Origin of the sequence: Jeotgalibacillus proteolyticus (assembly GCF_002926065.1) — a bacterium.
In the GTDB taxonomy this organism is placed as follows: domain Bacteria; phylum Bacillota; class Bacilli; order Bacillales; family Jeotgalibacillaceae; genus Jeotgalibacillus; species Jeotgalibacillus proteolyticus.
In genome coordinates this window covers 107,900-130,129 of sequence record NZ_PREZ01000006.1, presented here as the reverse complement: position 1 = coordinate 130,129, position 22,230 = coordinate 107,900, and the positions used below count along the sequence as shown (strand labels likewise).

Genomic DNA, 22,230 nt, shown 5'->3' with positions numbered 1-22,230 from the left:
CTTTTGCTGGGCAACTACTTAAAGGGTTTTCTGCCAGGGAAGTCGAAGTCATTACTTGACTGGAATTTCCAGCAAGCTGACTTGCGGAAAAGGAGTGGACTGTATGAGAAAACGAATATCGGTACTTGCTGCTATGCTCATGTTTTCGATAACCGTTCCGTCTGCCGTCTCTGGAGGGGGATTTAATCCGCCTGGCAATTCGCTTGTGCCAGGGACAATAAGTATTGGAACCGAACCGCCGGGACTTGACCCAAATAAGCCGGTCGTTGTGTTTGTCCAGGGCTTAAACAATGATTCAGCACTTTGGTATGTCAATAATGATATGTATAACAGAGCTTTTCAGGCTGGCTATCAAACAGCCTTTGTTGAGCTGAATGATTCAGGAGGAACACCTAAAAGCTATTGGGATAATGGAGCCATGCTTGCAGGTCAGCTTGAATCTGTTTCTTCTTATTTTGGAGGAAAGAAGCTTGTGATTGTTGCGTTCAGCAAGGGGGGCGTTGATACACAGGTAGCACTTATTCACGAAGGCAAGCATCCGCTTGTATCAAATGTGATAACCCTTGGATCGCCTCATCATGGGAGCGAGCTTGCCGACCTTGCTAATAGCACGACGCTTGGATGGCTTGCAGAGTTAATTGGTCAAAACAGTGAAGGAACCCAAAGCCTTCAGACAGGCACGATGAATTATTTTCGCTCCATCACAGACAATCGCCCCGAGGTCAATCAAAATCGCTACCTGACCCTTGCAGGAAACAGAGCAGGCCCTATATTCAGCAGCTATTGGTACGGAGGTGCTTTCATATCCGGACCAAGTGATGGTGCAGTTTCAGTTGCCAGCTCACTTCTTCCGTATGGATCAACCCTTGGGGTAGGCAGCTGGAATCATGATGAAGTAAATAAGGGAGTCAACACATTCCCTCTTTTTCAGCGCTTTTTAACCCAGCAGCAAGCGCCGGCTATAGCAGGGCTCACTCAGTATGCTGAACCGGAAGAGGAGCCAGCACTTGATGTTCTGGTGAGAGGTGGCAATCAGGACGGGGTAGCAGCGGAAACGTTTTATGTGGAAAATGAAGCAGAAAAGCTCGTCCTTAACTGGCTTAGCGCTACTCCGCATACGGAGATTTTGCTCACTAAACCTGGACAATCTGCGCATGAAGTATTTTCGGTAACGGCAACAGCGGATGAGACAATGTTTTTCCAGGGTGCTTGGCATCATATTATTGAAATTGATAAGCCTGAATCAGGCGAGTGGAAGGCTCAGACGATTTCATCCGGACCTTCGGCCTACGCATTGATGGTTACATTTGATTCTTCCCTAAATGATCAATTGGCGCTTACACCGGATAACAACAAGAAGCGCTGGAGTTTAAAAACCGGTCATGGTGCTTTAGCCCATTCCTCTGCTAAGGTTTTCGCTGATATCGCGTTTATTCCTGGAAATGGAAGAGACAATAAAAATTTCGGACAGAGCATTCAGCGATTTAAACAGAGGGGAGGAACGAGCGTAAGGCTTCCTGAAAAAGAAGGTACGTATAATATGACGGTGGAGGTAGAAGGAGTAACGCCATCCGGCCAGCCATTCCAGCGGACAATGATTAAATCTGTTTACGTTGATGAGTTAGGGGATGCTTATTAAGTTTTTAAATAAAAAAAGAAAAGCCCTCCTTTTGGCTAGGGGGGTTTTCTGGAGAAAGAGCTAACTAGTAAATTCTCTTCCAAGTCCTTTCTCGAAGGCAGCGAGATGATTTCGTGAGGCATTTCTTAGCTGATTAAATACTATGCTAAGATCAGCGGGAAGTTCGTAGGTAAGAAACTTATCATACATCGCGATATTGTCAATCTCTCCCTGAACACCCGCAGCGAAAGCATTTTTCACTATTTCAGGGGTGCTAACGAGGGTTTGAGCGATATTTTCAGGCATCGGAATCTGATAGCGTTCAAATAAAGCATTCAGCGCTGCAATATGTCTTAGTTCCGCTTCTTTAATTTGATAAAATGTTGGAATATACCCAAATGCAGCTAAAATAGCATCGTATCTTGCCTGTGCTAAATACTCATCCTGCATAGCATAGGTAAGCATTTGAGGAAGGGTTAAAGTTTGAGCGTTTAATGCACCAACCGCACCGAAATCATTTTGACGTTTTGTACTAGTTCTTTCCGGATCCCTGGAAAGAAACAAAAACCAAACAGCGTGATTTTGTTCATCTGCAGCAGCTCTTTTAAACACTTGCTTAATATGTGGATTTTGCGCCCTGTCTGCCAAATCTAAATAAAAATCAACTGTTTCTTGTTCGTCTTTAAAGGCAAATGTCAGGGCATCTCTATATGTGTCATGGCAACCTTCATTCAGTTGTGGTGTGGGCTGCACCCCAGTCAAATTCATGTAAATTGTACTGAATTCTTCAAAATGACGTCTTTCATCCTGTTGGATCTCAAGAATACGATTGCTCTCCTCTTGTACAGGAGCTAGACCGGCCATTCTCTGGTAGCAGGCGATTGCTGAATATTCTCCATTAATAGCTTTTAGAATATCATTTGCTAATTGTGAATCATTCAGCTGCCGGTAATACTCCGTAGCAGCACTGTACGAATTTTCTTTTGTATACACAGTCTGAAGTCCTCCTTTTCCCCCTAAATTCTAATTATTTTATGTATACATATTTTCACTTGTGATACAGAGTATAAGAAAAGCGTTCAAACCCGTATTTATTATCAGGCTTTGATATAGTAAAAAGAAAAGCATGGGGGGAGAGCATGGATCAGCATACGATTATCCAAAAGATGCAAGATCATCAGCCTGTTATTTTAGGGGAAGAAAGCATGAAGAAGTATGCGATTCTAATTCCCCTGGTCCAAAAAAACAACGAGCTTCATCTGCTATTTGAAGTCCGTGCTCATTCAATGCGCAGGCAGCCGGGAGAAGTATGCTTTCCGGGCGGACGGGTAGACAGGGAGGATGAAGGAAGTCTTGAGGCAGCTGTGCGTGAGGCAAGAGAAGAGCTGAATATTGGCAGTGAAGCCATCACAGACGTTTTTCCGTTTGGCACACTCGTGTCTCCTTTTGGCATGACGATTGCAACATTTGTCGGGTTTATTAGACCGGAAGCGATTCAACGCCCTAATCCTGCAGAGGTAGAGGAAGTATTTACAGTTCCTCTAACTTACTTTCTGTCAACGGAGCCTGATACTCATCTGATTAATGTAGAGGTAAAGCCTGCGGATGGATTTCCTTATGAGCTCATTGCAAATGGCCGGGAATACAACTGGCAGACGCGCCAGTACAAGGAGTATTTTTACCATTATGAAGGCAGGGTTATTTGGGGGCTGACGGCGCGGATTGTAAACGAATTTATAAAGAACTTAAAAATGTAAAAAGGGTTGAGACAAATGTGTGTCTCAACTCCTTTGTCGGGTTCACTCCGCTTCAGGGGGACGCTTTCCGCGGGATGGGACCCTTCGCTAACTTGCTTCGCAAGTGGATCTCAAGCTCCCGCTTCCTCTAAGCAGGAGTCGCCCCCTTAAGCTCCGTTGCCCTCACGTTTTTAAACGAGTATTCATGAAATGTATACTCACATAGTTTAGTAATGTCCCAAGCTCTTTAAATTTTACATCATTTCCACGGCTTCACTATATGCTTGCACATAATTTCTGCCGTTTCTTTTAGCTTCATAAAGCGCCATGTCTGCTTCCTTCATCAGGGAGTGAAGCGAATGGCTATGGTCGCCTTCCCTCAAAAGAGCAGAGGAGACGCCAAAGCTTGAAGTGACATTTATAGAATTTCCATCTAAATGGATGATGCTATCTGCAATAGTTATTCTGATCTTTTCTGCGAGATCACGTGCTTCTTCCTGTGAAGTGTGGGGGAGGCAGATGACAAATTCCTCTCCTCCATACCGTCCGATCACATCCCCGGGGCGAAGGGTGTTCTTCGCCGTTTTTGCTGTGGTTGTGAGAACGGCATCCCCTGCTCCATGCCCATACGTATCATTGACCGCTTTAAAATAATCAATATCAAACATAATAACGGAAATTGCGTCATGATTTTGATCAGCAGCGCTGAATGCTGCTTCAGCCTGCGTGATAAACGATGTGCGGTTGAATAAATTGGTAAGTCCATCCGTACTTGCGAGCTGTTCGAGCCTTTGCTGAATATGCACTCTCTCACTCACATCAACGAACGTAATAATCTTGCCTAGTAACTCTGTTTTATTCCATACAGGAGTGAATCGGATATGAAAATAAGATTTCTTTACTCCCACAACAAGCTGAATATCACCCTCCGCTTCCTGCTCAATCATATTGAAAAGCTCTGGATGATTACGCAGGACCTTTTTTATCGGTTTTCCAATTACCTGCTGGGAGAGCGAAGAAAGAACATCTCCCATCGCCCGGTTAAAGTCAACGATGACCTCATTTTGATTAAGCACCATAACCCCATCCTTCATGCTTTCAAATACGGTGTCCCTTGCAATAGGCCCGACATTGAACATTTGAAAGGAAATAATGGCAGCTGCATGAAGCAGAAATGAAGCACTCATTGACACAGGACCAAGGTCAATTCCATGTGGACTCAGATCATTTAAATAAAAATAATTCCCAAGGATCGGCATCAAAAGGCCAACTGTCATCGTCAAAAGCTGCATGCGAAAACGAAAAAGGGATCTTCTCATTTTCATAATTAAAATGATTACACCCATGACTACGCACAATAAAACAAAAATAGAATGGACGTAAAACCAGGGTCCGTACTGAAGCGACAAAACGGGAAATGGCGCATCACTTCGAAGCTCTGCAGACGTATAGTAAAGCTGATGAAGATTATTCGTATTATGCATAAAGATTGTCGTAATCGGGAGTATGAACAAACAGTAGGTTATCCATGGTTTTATTTTATGACCTGCATATTCAACACACATGAGCAGAATAAAAGCTGGAATAAACGGCATAAAAAGATACTGAATACGCACCCAAAAAAGGATCTGTTCAAGTTCAGAGCTTGAAAGCTCAAAGGCATAGGAAAAAATAAAGATCGTCGAGAAGAGTGTCATATAAATGTAGGGCTTCACTCCAGGACCATCTTTAATTTTTATCTGGACATATAAACATAAAAATAAACTCAAGGTGCCTGCTAGAATAATCACAAGCATATATATTAACCACTCATTAACCATTGCCATCTACTCCTGATTTGCTACTAAACTATCAGCTTTTTCTCAATTATATGCAATTTATCTTGAATTTAATAGATCATTCTTAATTATATTCAAGTTAATTCCAAATAATAGGTGCACTCAGAAAAGCATCAAAAAAAGCCCTGAATGGCAGTACTGTTACTGTACAGCCATTCAGAGCTTTTCTTATTTTTTCTATCTTTTTCTCGCTGCCCGCAAAATCAGGCTCAAAATGAAAACAAAAATGACGGCGCCAATTAATGCCGGTATGATGTGAATTCCAGCAACAGATGGTCCAAAGGTACTGAACCCTCCAAGGAGCTCACCGGCGATCCAGGATCCGATAATCCCTGCAATAATATTTCCAATACAGCCCATCGGTACATCTTTTCCTAATAGTAAGCCTGCAAGCCACCCTATTAGTCCACCAACAATTAAATAAAGAAGAAGTCCCATATAAATGCTCCTTTCAAACTGTTCTATTTCTATACTTCTACCCCATTTTGTATAAAAATATGTAAAGTAGATTCAAAATCTTATCATTGTCCCGGACCTTCAAGCCTGCAGCAGAGGCTTTTAGAGATGAAAGAGATGCATCCAACCACTGTCCGGCAGAATGTATGAGGATATAACTAATTGACGGAATAGTGAATAATTCTATTACTCTATGTGAAGAGACATGATAGAATGTTAGTGAAACGTTTCAACTACTACCTTAATCAGATTCCAGAAAGGAGATCGACATGAAAAAAACAAAAATGATAGCGCTGGTATCAATTTTCACCCTGTTTATTGCGATTCTTCCATCCGCCTCTGCAACACCTGTCAATCACGGGAAAGATAAAGCATTGAACGCAGAATTGAAAGCGATTGCAAAAAAGACCTTTACTTATTTTAAAGACAACACAGACCCAAATACAGGGTTAACGTATGATGAAATACGTTATACAGAAGAGGGGAAGATTGAGGCTGCCCATACTTCACCAACAAATATTGCTATGTATATGATGAGCACAATATCCGCCCAGGAGATGGGCTTTATTTCAAAAGAAGAGGCGGTCGATCGTATCCAGGTAACCCTTAATACCCTTGAAGGTCTTGAAAAGTGGAACGGCCTTTACTATAACTGGTACTATACGAAGGACGGCTCGCTTAAAACAGATTGGGGCCAGTTCATTTCCCAGGTTGATAACGGCTGGCTTTCTGCAGGATTAATGGTTGCAGGACAGGCCTATGATGAATTAAATGACCAAACAAGCAGGCTTGTGGAGGAAATGAACTACACAGCTCTTTATGACGAGGAAGTTGGTCAGTTCCGCGGGGGCTATGATGCCGAAGCAGGAAAATTAACCGATCACCATTACGGGCTCCTCTATACTGAACCGCGTGTAGGAAGCTACATCGCGATCGGTAAAGGCGATGTTCCATCAGAGCATTGGTGGAAAATGTACCGCACGATGTCTCCTGAATGGGATTGGCAGGCACAGATTCCAGGCGGATACGAAGAAGTGTATGACGGAATTACCGTTTTCCAGGGTCATTACGAATACAATAATGTGAAATTTGTTCCGAGCTGGGGAGGCAGTATGTTTGAAGGATTAATGCCTGGAATCGTCATGAAGGAAAAAGATATTGGCACAAATGCGCTGGGGTTAAATAACCAGCGGCATGTAGACCTTCAGATTCAGTATGCAAAGGATAAGGGGTATAAGGTCTGGGGCTTTTCTCCATCGGCTACACCTAATGGCTATAGTGAATTTGCAGCCACACCGCTTGGCACCTCCGGCTACCCTGATGGCGCCACTGTGACGGCTCATGCAACCTTTTTGGCACTCGATTATGCGCCTGCTGAGGTTCGTGAAAATATCAAAGCCCTAAAAAAATTCGATATGTACAGCAAATACGGCTTTTATGATTCTGTAAACGTTGAGACAGGTGAAGTAACCGAGGCGTATCTTGCACTTGATCAGGGAATGATCATGGTGTCGATCGCCAATTATCTGAAAGATGGAATTATCCGCGACTATTTCCATCAGGATCCGATCGGGAAAAAGCCTGAGGAGCTTTTAAGTAAAGAAACATTTTCTATTAACTAACCATCAGCGCAGTGAACCGGGTCAGAGGTTGAGACACACAGTTGTCTCAGCCTCTCTTTTATTTTTACTAGAATAGGAGTATTCTTTTTATCAGGAAGAACGATTTTTTCAGAATTTTCGTGAGAAGCTCTTTAAAATTTTTAAGCTTATGTGTAGAATGATTCAAACAGATGAAGAAAGAAGGAGACGAGAGGGATGAAAACAGCAGAGCTTGAAGTTGTCGAAAGCCAGAACAAAAAGGAAAAGCCGACGCAGGATCAAATTCCTTTTGGAACGACCTTTACAGATCACATGTTTACGATGGATTACGTGGAAGGAGAAGGATGGCAGGAGCCGAAAATTATCCCTTATCAGCCGCTTACATTGGATCCTGCAGCGGTAATCTTTCACTATGGACAAACCGTTTTTGAAGGACTAAAGGCTTATCGGACAAAGGATAACCGGATATTACTTTTCAGACCGGAAAAGAATTTTCAGCGCTTAAATCTTTCCAGTGAACGGCTGAGCATTCCACCAATCGATGAGGAGCAGGTATTGGGTTATTTAACCCGATTAATTCAGCTTGAAAAAGACTGGGTGCCGGAAACAGCAGGAACCTCGCTTTACATACGGCCATTTATTATTGCAACCGAGCCGAATCTTGCAGTCGGACCGGCTAAAACGTATAAATTCATGATCATTCTTTCACCGGTAGGCTCATATTTTCCGGGTGGGATTAAACCTGTCATCATTAATGTAGAAGATCAGTTTACTAGAGCTGTTAAAGGCGGCACCGGCATGGCGAAAACTGCCGGCAACTATTCCTCCGGTTATCAGGCGCAGGCGAATGCGAAAAAAAGCGGGAACGCCGATGTATTATGGCTTGATGGTATTCATAAGAAGTATATTGAAGAGGTTGGCAGCATGAATATCTTCTTTAAAATTAAGGGTGAAATTGTTACGCCTGAACTCAATGGAAGTATTTTAAAAGGAATTACGAGAATGTCCATTATTGAGCTATTGAATAAATGGGATATTCCCGTTGTTGAAAGAAGAATTTCAATTGACGAGCTGTATCAGGCATATGAAGAAGGCGCTGTTGAAGAAGTGTTCGGGACAGGAACAGCAGCTGTTATTTCTCCTGTAGGTGAACTTAATTGGCTTGGCAAAAAAATGATTTTTAACAATCATGAAATCGGCGAGCTTTCCCAGCGACTATACGATGAAATTACCGGTATTCAAACCGGCAAGCGTGAGGATCTTTACGGCTGGACTATTGAGGTAGAGTGAAATAAGGTTTTGTTTTAAGTTAAATAGCTGACAGACCAACTAAATTTGTTGGTCTGTTTTTTATTCAGATCATGATTTTATTTCAACCTCAAACCGTCCGCACCCTGGTAATTCCTCAATAAATTGAGCCCCAAAAAGAAGGGCGGGTGTGTAGCTTCCTCCTTGTATCTCTGTTTTTGCAAGGAGCCGCTCAACCGTTTGGAGTGCGCCATCCACTGTCAGGCTATATACATTGGAGGTTTTAATGCGGACCGTGCATACGGTCCCCAGCGCATTTTTTGCTTCTCCCCAGATATAAGCAGGTGACTGATTTCTTGAAGCTTCGTCCGGCCCGGTAATATTTTTGTCGACCCAGTTTTTCAGGGCAGACTGAACCTTCGATGTACGAAGCGCGGGTTTTAAGAGACGGAGAGAGCGTGCTCCTGTAATTTTTGCTGATGACATCGGAATCCATGTGTTAATAGTGGGAATCCCCGTTGTATAATAAGCCGTCGATACATCTCCCCAGGGAATAGCCATTGCGGATTTTACGCCCCGGCCAAAATTGATCTTACGGCGTTTTTGTCCAAGTGGAAAGGAAGTAAGGACCCCATCCCTGCGCTCCAGGCTTCCTGAGGACAGTCCATTAATCATCGTTTTAGATGTTCCGGGAGAAATTCCTGAATCGGATTCAAAGCCAAGCGACAGCTGATTGGCATCGGGAAGAACTTCTTTTAATTTCAGCGCTGTACAATCAGTTGGAATCACATCAAACCCAACCCCTGAGCAAAGCACAACTCCTGCTTTTGTGCTGCTTTTGATCATGGGTATGTTCAAAAACCTCCGCTTCACCGGTAATGTCTAAATAATGAGCCCCGGCTGCAAGACAGGCTTCAATAATGGGGGCACTGGTCACGCTAAATGGTCCCGCACAATGAAGAACCAGCTCCACTTTTTTGATATTTTCAATAAGTTGTTCTTCGTTCTCTAAAGAAAAAGTGAGATAATCGAGCGACAGCTCCTCTGCCAGAGGCTTTAACTTATCCTCGTTTCTACCCGCAAGTACGGGTTTCCACCCATTTTCAGCTGCTTTTCTTGCGATTAGTTCACCTGTGTAGCCGTATGCTCCATATATCATCCATTTTCGAGTCATTTCATTATCCGCTCCTTTACCATTTTTTCTATGAAGAGTACAAGTGCGCTCAATTTCTGCAGCAAGAAACGGCAAGTCATCTATCTAGATAAAATTATCTCGGCTAAATGTGAACGTTTTGTGAACATTTAAAAAATAGTCGCAGTTCGACAACTTTAGAAGAGGTCATACCTTATAATTCAGATTATGTAATTAACCCATTTTTGTGGAAATAAAAGTGAACAATAATATGGAGGGTAATAAAATGCTGGGATCACCACAACATTATCAACAAAACATCCTGTTAAAACAAATAAACCAAAAACGGCTGGATATGTACCACAAAGCAGCAAAGCACGGTTTTACAGACGAAGAAGTAGTTGAATGCAGCCAGGAACTGGACAATCTTTTAAACGAATACCAGGATATGTACCTTTTTCCTGGGGTTATTTAAGTACCCGTTCTGGTTCGTTGACTAAACTATTTAGTTCAAGCCTTTTAGAGAAATGAAAGCTGCAGCCGATCCTATGATTGGGGTTGAATCGTTTGCTCAGAAGAACCAGCAAAAAAAGCTCCTGAGGGAGCTTTTTTTAATTCAGGCGCAATATAGACTGTATTATCGCTTTCTTTATTGTAATTTGGATTTATCTTAAAAAATATAATTATTTCCTCTCAACTAACCTATTAAAAAGCGCTAATCCATTGTCTTTTCATAAAATCTGGTCTAAAGTAAAGTGTTGGCAATAATTTATACAGACAGGAGGGATTCCTTTGGAACAGTTTGATCAGTCTATTGAACTCTTTATTGAGTCAGCCGGCTGGCTTGCCCCTGTATTATTTATTCTTTTGCACTTACTGCGGCCGTTTTTATTTTTGCCTGTCATTGTTGTATGCATTGCAGGAGGCGTGTTATTCGGTTTTTTAGAGGGAGCACTGCTGTCGTTTTTCGGTCTATCCCTAATGAGCCTGGTTTCCTACCAGCTTGTTAATAAATTTCCCCGCTTTAGAGCCAAGCTTTCAAGGCTAAAGGACAAAGTGTTCCGGGACCGGACTCTGTCAGTCAGCCAGGTAATGGTTCTGCGCATCATGCCCTTTGTCCATTTTCACTTACTGTCCCTATATTTAATGGAGATGTCTAAAACGTTTAAAGAGTATATGTATTACTCTATGCTGGGTGTTATTATGCCAGCGGTGCTATATACAGCCTTTGGGGAATTAATTAGAGAGCTCCCATGGTACATGACCTTAATCATGCTTGCACTTCTCATTGGTGTTTTTCAGCTGCTAGGGCGGTTGAATAAATCTCATGTGCAGCCTAATTAAAAACCAGACTTTTTAAAAAGTCTGGTTTTTAATTAGGGAAATCTATATTTCTGTTAAATGAAAGCCAATATGCTCAAGAGCTGACTCCAGGTTTCTAACTACATGCGTATCGAGATGAATGAGCTCCTGCCCATTTTGCAGATCGTACTTGGCAATTTCCGGTGTGATGCCTGTTACAATTGTTTGGGTGCCCATGAGCTCAAGGGACTTAACAAGATTAATAAGGACATGAGGGAAGATGCCGTCTATGATGTGAAGTCCTGACAGGTCAATAATGAAATGGTCTATTTGATGAGTCGTACCATAATGAAGCACAGAGGTTAAAATAGTCTCAGCCCTGCCCTCATCAATGATCCCCTGGATGGACAGGACAGCAACGCCGCTTGTAATAGGAATAATAGGAACCGATAAAAACGTCATATTATATGTAGTCTGATCTAATTCGATCGTATGGGCTAAAACCTCTGCCATTCCTTTAAGATAATCAATCTCTTCCTGATTAAATACTTTTTCATCCTTATCCATCACACATAAGGTGCCAAAAATATCGCCCTGAAGATTTTTGAGTGTGACCCCTAAAAAGCCCTTCGCATTTAGTTCAGGCGTTACCTCCAGATCTTTTGTAGACTCAAAAGTTAATAGATTTTTAGTGGTCATTTGCCCGTCCTGGCTGCCTAAAATTAAGCGGCAATACGTTCCGCCGTATTCAACGGAATATTCTTCAGGAATGATTTCCTCTTCTAAATTTAATGAGCTAAGAACAGTCATTGCATCTCTGCCTCTTTTGGCAACATAAGCGGTCTTGACATCCAGCCTGTCACATATCATCTTGAAAATTCGTTTGGAGGCTGAACGTAATGAAGGATATTCTGCAGTAATAATGTTAAACTGGCTTGTCATTGTTTACCCCCTGAAAAAATAGTATATAGTCAATTATAATAGTTTGTGCTTGAAAATGGAAATATTGTTAGAGATATGGCAGTGTTAAGCTTAAAAGGAGGGTATAGTGATGCGAAAATTTGAAATGATTCATTCAATCAACGAAGCTGATCAGTTCATTCAATCTCATTCCCTGGTCCTGCTGTATATCTTAAGAACAAATTGCAGTGTTTGCCATGCGTTATTGCCAAAGATTCAGCAGGTGATGAACCGGTTCCCGGCTGTCGCATGCGGCCAGATAAATGCTGATGAGGTAGAGGAGGTTGCAAAACACTTGACCATTTTTACCGTGCCGGTTCTGCTGCTTTTTGGTGAAGGGAAAGAGCTGCTGAGAGAAGCAAGATTTGTCCGCGTAGATGAATTTGAGGAACAAGTGCTGAAAATCTCAAGTGCGTTTGAAGAATAGGTCCTTTTATCAAAATTTCCGCTTCTGAATAAGATAAGGGTAACTGGAAGCGGGGTGAGGGGGATGAGCGGGACAACAAATGATCTTCAGTTGGTACAAGGTTCTTTCATTACAGCTATAGGTACGGTAACGGCCGCATTTGGCAGCACCCCCTCATTGGTTCCGGTTAAGGAAAACAGATGGGCGCTTGAGCTTTGTGGCAATACTCTGCAGGCCACTGGAAATGCTATTGAAGCAGATGCTGAAGGAACCCGTACCGTAGAAGTGATGGGGAAAGAGATCCAATCGCTCGGGAACATAACGGTGATTGCCGGACTTCTTCAGGATCTGGAAACGGAACGAAGTTTGAGGTATATCATTGCCGGTAATTTACTTCAGGCTACGGGTGCCCTGGTCTCCTTTTCAGATCAAATTTATGATGACCCTTACCCTGGCAAGGCATTGATTATTACCGGGAGCCTTCTTCAGGCAGCAGGAAACTCCATTCAGGCCGTTGCCGGTATTTATATGCTGAAAGATTTAAGACTGGGTCTGCAGGAAAACCCCGCTCATCTTACCTTACTGGCTTGGGGAGCATGGGTTCAGGCAGCAGGCACCATCCTGGCCTTTATTGGGCAGTATAAAAAATATGAAGCGGAGCAGTAAAAAGGCGCCCCTGGACCTGGAGCGCCTTTTTTATTATTCTTATTCTGTGTCTTTCTTCCACTCTTCATCCTCAATGAGCATTTTTCCAGGCCAAGTGTAGGCCATAATACCGCCATCTGCTTTAATATCTTCACCCGTAACATACGAGCTGTCGTCTGAAGCAAGGAAGAGCGCGACTGTCGCCATTTCCTCAGGACGGCCTATACGTCCAAGCGGTGCAATCCATTTGTTTGCTTCTCTGAATTTTTGCCCCATCTTTTCCTGTTTGCTTCCCACTAATTCATCAATCAGCGGTGTCTCGATGGTGCCTGGAGATAGTGAATTCACGCGGATCCCGTTTCTGGCATAATCAATCGCCATTCCTTTAGTGAAATTGATGATTCCGCCTTTTGCAGCGTTATAGCCTGAACGGTCCAAATCGGCAGCAGAACCCGACATGGACGCATTATTAATAATCGAGCCCCCGTTATCAAGCATGAGCGGGATTAAGTATTTACTGCATAAGAATGTGCCGCGCAGATCAACAGCCATGATGCGGTCAAAAAGCTCAACCGGGTACTCATGCACCTTTCCGCCTTGCTCATCAACCCCTGCATTATTAAACAGGATATCAATGGTGCCGTATGTTTCTTTTAATGCATCAGCAAATGAGGTGACGCTATCCTCTTTAGACACATCTACAAAATAGGCTTCCGCCTCGCCGCCTTCACTGCGAATTGACTCCACTGTTTTATTCAAATCATCTTCCTTAATATCTGCACAGATTACTCTGGCTCCTTCACGTGCAAATACCTTAGCTGTTGCTTCTCCGATACCGGTTGCAGCTCCTGTAATGACCGCTGTCTTTTGATCTAATCGTCCCAACTTGAAAACCTCCTAAAAAGATACATGGTGGATTCTTCCCTGATAAAAGTATGGTAAACCTGGCAAGGCTTTAGAAAGGAAAAAAGAGCACCCCCATGAAGGAAGTGCCCTAGAATAAAAAGTTAATCAACCGGTAAGATCCCGCTTTTTAAACCCTGCAAATCCAGCGGCGGTGAGAAGTAACGCGATAAGGGTCAGCAAGGCAAGGTTTAATAAATTAAATTCTTCCACAGGAATTTGCGGAATATGTCCAAACGGTGAAAGCTTTCCAAGCCATTCCGGAAATTGCATAAGCCCTCCCAGATAAACGACAAAGAAGGAGTAGCCAAGGTAAAGCCAGGACAGCCCTGTCAGCTGAGGAATTAAGCCAGTAAACAGGACAGCCGCCCCAATCATTACCCATATTGCGGGCAGATAGACCATGCCGCCATTAAATAAAGAAAGAAACGAAATAGGCTCATCCATTGTAGAGAAAGAAGCGCTCCAAAGTCCTGTTACTGCTAGAAACAGCATTACAAAGCCAAATACGATGGAAGTGGTGAAATAGCTTCCGATCAGGGTCCATTTAGAAACCGAGCGTGAAATAAAATGTTCTGTGCGGTTCTTTTTTTCCTCACCCTTAAGCTTCAGCATAAAAAGTAAGGCAGGGACCGTACAGATCATCGCCATCACAGCCATAATCATCGTTAAAAATTGCTCGGTCAATGAAACATCTCCAGCCTCACCAAGCATTTGGCTCATCACCTCATTGCTTGCAAAAAACGACTCCAAATCACCAAGCACAGATCCGTAAGATGCACCTATAAGGAACATGCCAACCCCCCATGAGATAATACTGGTCCGCTGTAATCGCAGAACAAGGCCAAAGGGGCTAAGCAGAAGAGGGGTGGCCTGCTTTTTTCCTGGTCTTGAAGGCAAAAAGCCTGATTCCAGGTCCCGGATGGTATTTAGATAAAGGGCTATTGCTGTAATGAGCAGGGTGAAACCAACCGTAAGCCAAACAGGCCACCAGTAATTGTTTACATAAACCTCCGTACCAAGAATCCAGCCTAAAGGTGAAAACCAGGAAAGAGTCTCATTGCTGACATCGCCGATTGCACGAATTATATACGCCAGCCCAAGTACGGCAAAGGAGTAGCCAATTGCTCCTCTTGAATTTTCAGACAGCTGTGCAAATAAAGCAGTCACAGCCGCAAAGAAAAATCCTGCGGCGCCTAATGCAGCACCAAATAAGAGGGAGTATGAGAGCCCCATACTTTCAATGTCAAGGCTAAAGAGTCCAAGCCCGATTAATAATGCTAAAACTACGTTTGCACTAAAAAGCACAATAAGTGTGGCAGCCAAGTTTGCAAGGCGGCCGACAGGAAGGGAGCGGATTAACTCAATTCGTCCTTCCTCCTCATCCCCGCGTGTGTGGCGCGTGACAAGCAGGATGCTCATAATTCCAACAACAATCGCCGTAAATAAAAGCATCTGATGAGCCATCATCGCTCCTATCGTATAGTCATCAAGACCATATCCAGGGCCTACCATTGCCGTCATAGCAGGATTCCTCATCGTTTCTGCGATCGCCATTCTCTCCTGATCAGACGAATAAAGGTCTGCAAAGGCGATCGCCGTGATGAGAGTTAAAAACGTCAGGGAAATAAGCCAGACCGGCAGCCGAATCCGGTCCCTGCGCAAAATAAACAGAATCATTTTGCCTGTTTTCGTAAATTGCTGCTTCCACATTAGGCTTCACCTCCTGCTCCTGACGCTTGAGGTTTTCCTGTTTCTTCATAGTGGCGCATAAATAGATCCTCTAATGTAGGAGGAGAGCTCTCTAGTTTTAGTAATCCGTACTGGCTGACATGCTTTATAATTCCATCCAGCTCCTCAGAATCAATCTGGAATGAAATAGTCTGATCTTCTTTTCTTTCCAGTTCATAAACACCTTTAAAGCTCTCTAGATCTGTAATCGGTTCCTTTGTTTCAATGAGTAAATGCGTTCTCGTTAAATGACGGAGTTCATTTAACGTACCCGATTCAATGATTTCACCCTGACGGATAATACCGACCCGGTCACACAGCCTTTCAACCTCTGACAGAATGTGGCTGGACAGCAGCACACTTTTACCCTCGGCCTTGGCGTCTAATACACACTGCTGAAACACTTTTTCCATTAGCGGGTCAAGACCTGATGTAGGCTCATCCAGAATATAAAGGTCAGCATCTGAAGCGAAGGCAGCGACCAGTGCAACCTTTTGTCTGTTTCCTTTCGAATAGGTCCGGCACTTCTTGGAAGGGTCAAGATTAAACTTTTGAATGAGCTCGTCACGCCGGCTTTTATTTTTTCCGCCTTGAAGTTTCATAAATAAATCAATAACCTCACCGCCTGTCAGATTCGGCCAAAGATTCACATCCCCTGGAACATAAGCAAGCCGCTTATGGATTTCAACCGCATCCTTCCACGCATCTCTCCCAAAAATCTCCGCTTCCCCACTCGTCGCTTTAATAATCCCAAGCAAAACCCTAATCGCCGTCGACTTCCCAGCCCCATTCGGCCCAATAAACCCATAAATCTCCCCATGCTTAACCTCCAAATCCACACCCCTCAACGCAGCAAACTTCCCAAACCTCTTTGTCAAACCCCGTGCTCTAATAACCGTCATATCGAAGCATCCCCCTTTGAGGAGTGCCTGTCACTCCCTGGTTTTTGTCGAATGAATTCGACAAGTGCCTGTCACTCCTCGAATTAAAGTTTTAAACTATTTATACTTATATAGTTCATAATATACAAAAAATGATATGATAACAAGAGGTTATGAAGTTTGTGGTTTGTTTTATTACATAATTTTTATTAAAATGGAAGGGAGAGGTGAAGTGGATGGATGGTTTCCAGCGAAGAAGAGAGCAAAAGAAACAGGATATTTTAGAGGCCTCCATAAATTTGTTTATGGATTATGGAATTCAAAAGGTTTCGATTGCAGAAATAGCTAAAAAAGCGGGTGTTTCACAGGTTACGATCTACAACTACTTTGAAAATAAACATAAATTAATTCATGAAGTATTTATCTATTATGTAGACAAAGCTGTTGAAAATTTTGAGCAGGTTGTTTACAGCGATGTGCCCTTTAATGAAAAAATAAAACAGATTATTTTTAATAAAAAAGAAGTCGCTACTCAGATTAACGAGGAATTTTATCAGTATCTCATGAAGGAATATTCAACAGAGGGCAACTATATTGAACAAGTCTATCAGGAAAAAACCATTCCTTATTTTACAAAACTTTTTAAGGAAGGAAAAAAGCAGGGCTACGTGAATCCGAACCTTTCAAACGAAGCCATTATGTTTTACATTCACATGCTTAAGGACTATATCCAAAGAGAAGATGTATATCAAAACATTCTTCCTTTAACAGAAGAGATTACGGATATTTTCTTTTACGGCACCATGGGGAAAAAGGAATGAAATTCACCTCCCCGCTAGCAAGGAAAGGCTTTTTAAATATAAAAAAGAGGCTGCACAGCAGGTCAGACGTAACTGACTTCCTGAGCAGCCCTTTTGTATGCAGTAAATTTTATTGAATTCGCAGTTCTACCACTCCTGAGCGGTCGGGCGGACAATAATTTCATTTAAAGCAACCTCTGCCGGTTCATCGACCGCAAAAGCTATTGCGCGAGCGATGCTGTCCGGTTGAATGGACTGACTATACACGTCATCAATCGATGATTTTACATCCTCATCCGTGATTGTTTCTTTTAATTCGGTATTCACGGCTCCTGGGGAGATGATGGTTGCCCGGATATTATTCTCAGGTGATTCTTCTATACGCAGTCCCTCTGTAATCGCTCTGACTGCGAATTTGGTTGCGCTGTAGACAGAGCTCCCTGGAGCAAGCTCGTGACCAGCCACAGAAGAAATATTAATTACATGACCCTCTTTTTTCTCTCTCATATATGGAAGAACCGCTGCAATTCCATGCAGAACTCCTTTAATATTGACATCAATCATCGTATTCCACTCATCAATTTTCCGCTTATTTAAAAGAGATAGTGGCATGAGGCCAGCGTTGTTTATCAGTACATCTACTTTCCCAAAGGTTTCATGGGCGTAATTGGCAAGGGCTTCTACCTCTTCATAAGAGGTGACGTCTGTGACTTTATAGATCGCTTCTCCGCCTTCTTTTTCAATCGATTGCTGAAGCTCCTTCAACCGATCCTCTCTTCTTGCTGCGAGGACGAGCTTTGCTCCTTTACTTGCAAGAAGTGATGCTGTTTCTTCCCCGATTCCGCTTGAAGCACCGGTTATGATGACAACCTTGTTTTGTACATTCGCCATGATAAAACCTCCATCCTTATTTTTCAATAACGAAAAATAATTGATTCTGCCCAGTGTAAATGACAGACGGGGGGGTAACGCAACTATTCTGTTTATCAGCAGGAAATGAATTTATATACTTTTTACAGTAAGAGGATTGACATCAGACCTCCATATATCTAAAGCATTAGTAATTGGTTAAAGGTCACACTAAATCATGACCTATGATTCATTTTCCGTACAATAAAAAGGACATAAGTATTAAATATTCGTAAATTTTCCAATTACATATGGTTAGTCATCGCTATTTCTTATACCATGTAAGTGCTGGACTATCATACTATGGAGGTTATGCATGTAATGGATCGTTTTAAGAAACAAATTTCCCGTTTAGTTGTTTTGGTCATGATTTTAAGTCTAATGGCACCTTTTACTCAGGTGTCGAAAGCAGCATCCACGTTTACAGAAACATTTAATAATCTGAACTTATCTGGAACCAGTTATGTAAATGGTTCATTTACTGGTGACAATGACGTCGAGTGGTCCTATACAGGAGGACGGATTTCCAATAATGATGCTTCTTTTAACATCGATGGAAATGGCATTATGTTCCGTGATGTTGGAGCAGGAATTTCTTCTTCTCAGATTGAAGGGGGCATTTCATCTCTTTCTATCGATACAAAAGCAGCTTTTACAACAACAAATCAGCGTGTGCTTGAGGTTTACGTGAATGACGAGCTAGTCGGTACAACAGACAATGTACTTGCCGGGCAGGGTCCTTCAACGTTTACGTTTGATGATATTGATGTAAGAGGTCCATTTGATTTGAAATTTGTAAAAGTCGGATCGGGCTCTCAAATTGTTTTAGACAATATTACCTGGACTTCAAATGATGAGGATCCAACGAAGGTTTCCCCAGTTCAAGCAAGCATTCCAAGCGGTCAAATTCCTGCTGGTGAAATGGTTTCTTTTACAACCTCCACACAGGATGCTGAAATTTATTATTCCTTAAACGGCGGGGAAGAAACGCTTTACACAGAACCGATTCAAATCAACGAAGATTCAGTATTTGACGTTTATGCTACCTCAGAGGCGCTGGATAACAGCGACGTTTCAACTTATACATATCAAGTTGTGCAAGCCTCAACGATTAAAGAAGCAAGAGACAATGAGCCGGGTTCTACGGTTATTACCTCCGGTGTTGTTACCGCTGTTTTTGCCCAGGGCGGTGCGAACAATATTTATATGCAGGATGATGAAGCGGGAATCGTTGTGCGTTCTACAGCAGTAGTAGAGCCAGGCGACCGCATATCTGTATTAGGCGTTTTAGAGGATTACAATGGCCTGGCACAAATTAGCGCAGCACCAGCCAACGTTACCGTAACAGCGCAAGAGGACGTACCAGCAACCCAGGCTGTTCCTGCTTCAGGCTTGTCTGAAGCGCAGGAAGGAATGCTTGTTACAGCTTCCAATGTAGCAATCCAGTCCTTTGCAAGCGGAAACTATAACGGGGTCGATGAAAACGGGAATGCTACAGTGATTCGCCCGGTAGATCCTGCGATTACTTTTGACACAGGAAGCACCTACGAATCAGTAACCGGTGTAGTAGGGGAATACAGAGGAACCTACCAGCTCGTTCCACGTACATCATCCGATGTTATTTTTGATTCAAATCAGGTAAGTGAAGTAACGGCAGATCCTGCAGGCGGATTTGTTTCAGCAGGAGATAAAATCCAGCTTGAAACGGCTACAGAGGGTGCAGCCATTTACTTTACAACAGATGGATCAGAGCCAACGGTTAACAGTGAGCAGTATGTTGATGGAGTTGAATTAACAAAGGATTCAACTGTAAAAGCAATTGCCGTAAAAGAAGGCATGACGACAAGCAAAATCGCGTCATTTAGTTACATTATTCAAAAGGATGAAATTCGCATCCATGATATTCAGGGTGCAGATCATTATTCACCATATGTAGGCTTAGCAGTGGCAGATGTTCAGGGGGTTGTGACGTATGTGGTAAATCGCAACAGCTTCTACATGCAGTCAATCGAGCCTGATGAAGATCCGCGTACATCAGAAGGAATTCTTGTGTACCGCCCAAGCCACGGTATGATCAAAGGAAATCATGTGAAAGCAAGCGGTACGGTAATGGAATTCTTTGTTGAGGGCTATTCTGACCGTGCGCAAAATGATCTGCCTGTTACACAAATTAATGCTTCAGCCGTAACAAAAGTAGCAGATATTGTGCCGATTCCTGATCCGATCATTATTGGCGGACCGGAAGGTGTTGATATCCCAACACAAATTATTGATAACGATAATTTAACCGCATTTGAACCTGAGGAAGACGGAATTGATTTTTATGAAAGCATTGAAGGAATGCTTGTTGAGGTCGTTGAAGGGACAGTAAGCGGACCGCAAAAATATGGCGAGGTAGCCGTTATTACAAATCGCGGTGACGAAGCCTATACGCAGGCAGGCGGCGCTTTACTTAAAGCAGACGATTTTAACCCTGAGCGTGTAACGCTTGATATTGATGATGAACGCCTTGTTGTAAAAACAGGTGATACCATCGCAACACCTGCCGTTGGCGTTATGAGCTATGGCTTTGGAAAATATAAAGTGCTTGCAGGAAGCGGAACCGTTCCGACTTTTGCTGACGGCGGTCTAGAGCCTGCATCTACGACAATCGTACCGAATGATGAGCAGCTTTCAATTGCTTCTTATAATATTGAAAACTTCTCAGCAAACCCTTCTTTTACAAGCAATGAAAAGGTTACACGAATCGCACAATCATTTATTTCTGATCTGAACTCTCCTGATATCATCGGGTTAACAGAGGTTCAGGATAATAACGGATCTGTTGATAACGGCACCGTTGAAGCTGATGAAAGCTATCAGCGCTTAATTAATGAAATCATCCGACTGGGCGGTCCTGAGTACGCCTATACGGATGTAGCTCCTGAAGACAAGAAGGATGGAGGAGAGCCGGGCGGAAATATCCGTAATGGTTTCCTATACAATCCTGAACGTGTGGAACTGACAGAAGGAACACGCGGAACGGCGAATGAAGCCATTAACTATGTTGATGGAGAACTGACGCTAAATCCGGGAAGAATTGACCCTGCAGGCTTTGTCAATACACGTAAGCCGCTTGTTGCTGAATTCACGTTTAATGGAGAAGAAGTCATTGTCATTGCAAATCACTTTAACTCTAAAGGCGGAGATCAGCCGCTATTTGGGCAGAATCAGCCCCCTGTACTTGGAAGTGAAGTGCAGCGGATCCAGCTTGCACGTATTGTGAATGCTTTTGTTCAGGACGTTCAGGCACAAACTCCGGATGCAAATATTGTGGTTCTTGGCGATTTAAATGACTTCGAATTCTCCGCTCCTGTACAGGTGTTAAAGGGCGAAGAGTTAATCAATCTGGTTGAAACGATTGAAAAAGAAAAGCGTTATACGTATAACTACGAAGGCAATGCACAGGTGCTCGATCATATTCTTGTAACGAATAACCTGGCAGACCGCTCAGAGTTTGACATTGTGCATATCAACTCTGACTTTATGGAAGCACATGGCCGTGCAAGTGATCACGATCCATTGCTCGCACAAATTGATCTTCGTGAAGCTGCTCAGCCTGAAGAGCCGGGTGAAGAGCAAAAGGTAATTGATTTAGCTGATTACAAAGACAAGAAACTGAACATTTTTGAAGACAATGTGCATATTGTTGCTTCAGAAAAAGTAAAAGTAAAAGAGCTTTCCATCAGAGGCACAAATGTTACGTTCTCTGGAAAAGGCTTTAAAGACATTGATGTTTCGCTGCACCCTAAAAAGGCTGGCGGAGAATATGACTTCACGGGTGAAACCATTAAATTTGTAGAAGTGAAGCATAAAAACGTATCTCTCCTAAAAGGTGCTGAAAACATCAAAGAAATTGAGGTTAAAGGAAGCGCGAAAAAAGCAGACATTCTTTACCTTGATTCAAAAGGAAATGAAATCGATCCATTCTCAAAAGGCAAGGACAAAGGCAAAGATAAAGGAAATAAGGCTTCTTAAAATGAAAAAGCTGCGTGAATCTGCACGCAGCTTTTTCTTGTAAAAAG

The 22,230-nt window shown here is 42.8% G+C and carries 20 protein-coding genes; 10 read left to right on the top strand and 10 right to left on the bottom strand.

Annotated elements, in window-relative coordinates; all coding sequences use genetic code 11:
- Positions 1–103 precede the first annotated feature (103 nt).
- A complete protein-coding gene (locus C4B60_RS16110) occupies positions 104–1,639 on the top strand; it encodes an esterase/lipase family protein (protein WP_104059059.1) in 1,536 nt (511 codons plus the stop codon).
- Between the two features lie 60 nt (positions 1,640–1,699).
- Here the strand turns inward: C4B60_RS16110 and C4B60_RS16105 are convergent, their stop codons facing one another.
- Entirely contained in the window at positions 1,700–2,611 is a 912-nt protein-coding gene (locus C4B60_RS16105; protein ID WP_135122133.1) for a ferritin family protein, read from the bottom strand.
- Positions 2,612–2,757: 146 nt separating this feature from the next.
- Here C4B60_RS16105 and C4B60_RS16100 point away from each other — a divergent pair, with 146 nt between their 5' ends.
- A complete protein-coding gene (locus tag C4B60_RS16100; protein ID WP_104059058.1) occupies positions 2,758–3,375 on the top strand; it encodes an NUDIX hydrolase in 618 nt (205 codons plus the stop codon).
- 233 nt (positions 3,376–3,608) lie between these two features.
- On the opposite strand, the gene C4B60_RS16095 is transcribed toward C4B60_RS16100, so the two are convergent.
- The gene (locus tag C4B60_RS16095; RefSeq protein WP_245154017.1) at positions 3,609–5,180 is read right to left on the bottom strand and encodes a histidine kinase N-terminal 7TM domain-containing diguanylate cyclase; all 1,572 of its coding nucleotides are present in this window, start codon (positions 5,178–5,180) and stop codon (positions 3,609–3,611) included.
- A gap of 189 nt (positions 5,181–5,369) precedes the next feature.
- Complete coding sequence (locus C4B60_RS16090; RefSeq protein ID WP_104059056.1) at positions 5,370–5,630, bottom strand: GlsB/YeaQ/YmgE family stress response membrane protein; 261 nt, start codon at positions 5,628–5,630, stop codon at positions 5,370–5,372.
- A 287-nt stretch (positions 5,631–5,917) separates the two neighbouring features.
- Here C4B60_RS16090 and C4B60_RS16085 point away from each other — a divergent pair, with 287 nt between their 5' ends.
- Together C4B60_RS16085 and C4B60_RS16080 are read left to right on the top strand one after the other, a co-directional pair.
- Complete coding sequence (locus C4B60_RS16085; protein ID WP_104059055.1) at positions 5,918–7,270, top strand: glucoamylase family protein; 1,353 nt, start codon at positions 5,918–5,920, stop codon at positions 7,268–7,270.
- Positions 7,271–7,465: 195 nt separating this feature from the next.
- Positions 7,466–8,539 carry a branched-chain amino acid aminotransferase gene (locus tag C4B60_RS16080; RefSeq protein WP_104059054.1) on the top strand — a complete coding sequence of 358 codons (1,074 nt, stop codon included), beginning with the start codon at positions 7,466–7,468 and terminating at the stop codon, positions 8,537–8,539.
- A 69-nt stretch (positions 8,540–8,608) separates the two neighbouring features.
- Here C4B60_RS16080 and C4B60_RS16075 read toward each other — a convergent pair whose 3' ends face one another.
- Both C4B60_RS16075 and C4B60_RS21960 read right to left on the bottom strand, forming a co-directional pair.
- A complete protein-coding gene (locus C4B60_RS16075; RefSeq protein ID WP_342365047.1) occupies positions 8,609–9,343 on the bottom strand; it encodes a saccharopine dehydrogenase family protein in 735 nt (244 codons plus the stop codon).
- Positions 9,288–9,656 carry a saccharopine dehydrogenase NADP-binding domain-containing protein gene (locus tag C4B60_RS21960; RefSeq protein ID WP_342365046.1) on the bottom strand — a complete coding sequence of 123 codons (369 nt, stop codon included), beginning with the start codon at positions 9,654–9,656 and terminating at the stop codon, positions 9,288–9,290. Before C4B60_RS21960 ends, C4B60_RS16075 begins: the two co-directional genes overlap by 56 nt.
- A gap of 259 nt (positions 9,657–9,915) precedes the next feature.
- Between C4B60_RS21960 and C4B60_RS16070 the strand changes: the two genes are divergently transcribed.
- Positions 9,916–10,104, top strand: coding sequence for an aspartyl-phosphate phosphatase Spo0E family protein (locus tag C4B60_RS16070; RefSeq protein WP_104059053.1), 189 nt, complete (start codon positions 9,916–9,918; stop codon positions 10,102–10,104).
- A gap of 317 nt (positions 10,105–10,421) precedes the next feature.
- On the top strand, positions 10,422–10,973 hold the full coding sequence (locus C4B60_RS16065; RefSeq protein WP_104059052.1) for a TVP38/TMEM64 family protein: 552 nt from the start codon (positions 10,422–10,424) through the stop codon (positions 10,971–10,973).
- Positions 10,974–11,015: 42 nt separating this feature from the next.
- On the opposite strand, the gene C4B60_RS16060 is transcribed toward C4B60_RS16065, so the two are convergent.
- Positions 11,016–11,873 (bottom strand): STAS domain-containing protein, encoded by an 858-nt coding sequence (locus C4B60_RS16060; protein WP_104059051.1) that lies wholly within the window; start codon positions 11,871–11,873, stop codon positions 11,016–11,018.
- 109 nt (positions 11,874–11,982) lie between these two features.
- Between C4B60_RS16060 and C4B60_RS16055 the strand changes: the two genes are divergently transcribed.
- Together C4B60_RS16055 and C4B60_RS16050 are read left to right on the top strand one after the other, a co-directional pair.
- Positions 11,983–12,318 (top strand): thioredoxin family protein, encoded by a 336-nt coding sequence (locus C4B60_RS16055; RefSeq protein ID WP_104059050.1) that lies wholly within the window; start codon positions 11,983–11,985, stop codon positions 12,316–12,318.
- Between the two features lie 63 nt (positions 12,319–12,381).
- A complete protein-coding gene (locus C4B60_RS16050) occupies positions 12,382–12,963 on the top strand; it encodes a DUF6944 family repetitive protein (RefSeq protein WP_104059049.1) in 582 nt (193 codons plus the stop codon).
- Between the two features lie 39 nt (positions 12,964–13,002).
- Here C4B60_RS16050 and C4B60_RS16045 read toward each other — a convergent pair whose 3' ends face one another.
- From C4B60_RS16045 to C4B60_RS16035, 3 genes are all read right to left on the bottom strand, one after another.
- Positions 13,003–13,827, bottom strand: coding sequence for an SDR family oxidoreductase (locus tag C4B60_RS16045; protein ID WP_104059048.1), 825 nt, complete (start codon positions 13,825–13,827; stop codon positions 13,003–13,005).
- A 126-nt stretch (positions 13,828–13,953) separates the two neighbouring features.
- Entirely contained in the window at positions 13,954–15,558 is a 1,605-nt protein-coding gene (locus tag C4B60_RS16040; protein ID WP_104059047.1) for an ABC transporter permease, read from the bottom strand.
- Entirely contained in the window at positions 15,558–16,478 is a 921-nt protein-coding gene (locus tag C4B60_RS16035; protein ID WP_104059046.1) for an ABC transporter ATP-binding protein, read from the bottom strand. The genes C4B60_RS16040 and C4B60_RS16035 overlap by 1 nt, the downstream gene beginning before the upstream one ends.
- A gap of 215 nt (positions 16,479–16,693) precedes the next feature.
- Between C4B60_RS16035 and C4B60_RS16030 the strand changes: the two genes are divergently transcribed.
- The gene (locus C4B60_RS16030; protein WP_104059045.1) at positions 16,694–17,278 is read left to right on the top strand and encodes a TetR/AcrR family transcriptional regulator; all 585 of its coding nucleotides are present in this window, start codon (positions 16,694–16,696) and stop codon (positions 17,276–17,278) included.
- Positions 17,279–17,404: 126 nt separating this feature from the next.
- Here the strand turns inward: C4B60_RS16030 and C4B60_RS16025 are convergent, their stop codons facing one another.
- Complete coding sequence (locus tag C4B60_RS16025) at positions 17,405–18,148, bottom strand: SDR family oxidoreductase (protein ID WP_104059044.1); 744 nt, start codon at positions 18,146–18,148, stop codon at positions 17,405–17,407.
- Positions 18,149–18,487: 339 nt separating this feature from the next.
- Between C4B60_RS16025 and C4B60_RS16020 the strand changes: the two genes are divergently transcribed.
- Positions 18,488–22,183: a chitobiase/beta-hexosaminidase C-terminal domain-containing protein gene (locus tag C4B60_RS16020; protein WP_167578686.1), complete on the top strand. Its 3,696-nt coding sequence runs from the start codon at positions 18,488–18,490 to the stop codon at positions 22,181–22,183.
- Positions 22,184–22,230: the final 47 nt, after the last annotated feature.

Bases quoted from the DNA above. Each gene is read 5' to 3' on its own strand.
- C4B60_RS16110 (WP_104059059.1), top strand. From the start codon at position 104: ATGAGAAAACGAATATCGGTACTTGCTGCTATGCTCATGTTTTCGATA.
- C4B60_RS16100 (WP_104059058.1), top strand. From the start codon at position 2,758: ATGGATCAGCATACGATTATCCAAAAGATGCAAGATCATCAGCCTGTT.
- C4B60_RS16095 (WP_245154017.1), bottom strand. From the start codon at position 5,180: ATGGCAATGGTTAATGAGTGGTTAATATATATGCTTGTGATTATTCTA.
- C4B60_RS16090 (WP_104059056.1), bottom strand. From the start codon at position 5,630: ATGGGACTTCTTCTTTATTTAATTGTTGGTGGACTAATAGGGTGGCTT.
- C4B60_RS16085 (WP_104059055.1), top strand. From the start codon at position 5,918: ATGAAAAAAACAAAAATGATAGCGCTGGTATCAATTTTCACCCTGTTT.
- C4B60_RS16080 (WP_104059054.1), top strand. From the start codon at position 7,466: ATGAAAACAGCAGAGCTTGAAGTTGTCGAAAGCCAGAACAAAAAGGAA.
- C4B60_RS16075 (WP_342365047.1), bottom strand. From the start codon at position 9,343: ATGATCAAAAGCAGCACAAAAGCAGGAGTTGTGCTTTGCTCAGGGGTT.
- C4B60_RS21960 (WP_342365046.1), bottom strand. From the start codon at position 9,656: ATGATATATGGAGCATACGGCTACACAGGTGAACTAATCGCAAGAAAA.
- C4B60_RS16070 (WP_104059053.1), top strand. From the start codon at position 9,916: ATGCTGGGATCACCACAACATTATCAACAAAACATCCTGTTAAAACAA.
- C4B60_RS16060 (WP_104059051.1), bottom strand. From the start codon at position 11,873: ATGACAAGCCAGTTTAACATTATTACTGCAGAATATCCTTCATTACGT.
- C4B60_RS16055 (WP_104059050.1), top strand. From the start codon at position 11,983: ATGCGAAAATTTGAAATGATTCATTCAATCAACGAAGCTGATCAGTTC.
- C4B60_RS16050 (WP_104059049.1), top strand. From the start codon at position 12,382: ATGAGCGGGACAACAAATGATCTTCAGTTGGTACAAGGTTCTTTCATT.
- C4B60_RS16040 (WP_104059047.1), bottom strand. From the start codon at position 15,558: ATGTGGAAGCAGCAATTTACGAAAACAGGCAAAATGATTCTGTTTATT.
- C4B60_RS16035 (WP_104059046.1), bottom strand. From the start codon at position 16,478: ATGACGGTTATTAGAGCACGGGGTTTGACAAAGAGGTTTGGGAAGTTT.
- C4B60_RS16030 (WP_104059045.1), top strand. From the start codon at position 16,694: ATGGATGGTTTCCAGCGAAGAAGAGAGCAAAAGAAACAGGATATTTTA.
- C4B60_RS16025 (WP_104059044.1), bottom strand. From the start codon at position 18,148: ATGGCGAATGTACAAAACAAGGTTGTCATCATAACCGGTGCTTCAAGC.
- C4B60_RS16020 (WP_167578686.1), top strand. From the start codon at position 18,488: ATGGATCGTTTTAAGAAACAAATTTCCCGTTTAGTTGTTTTGGTCATG.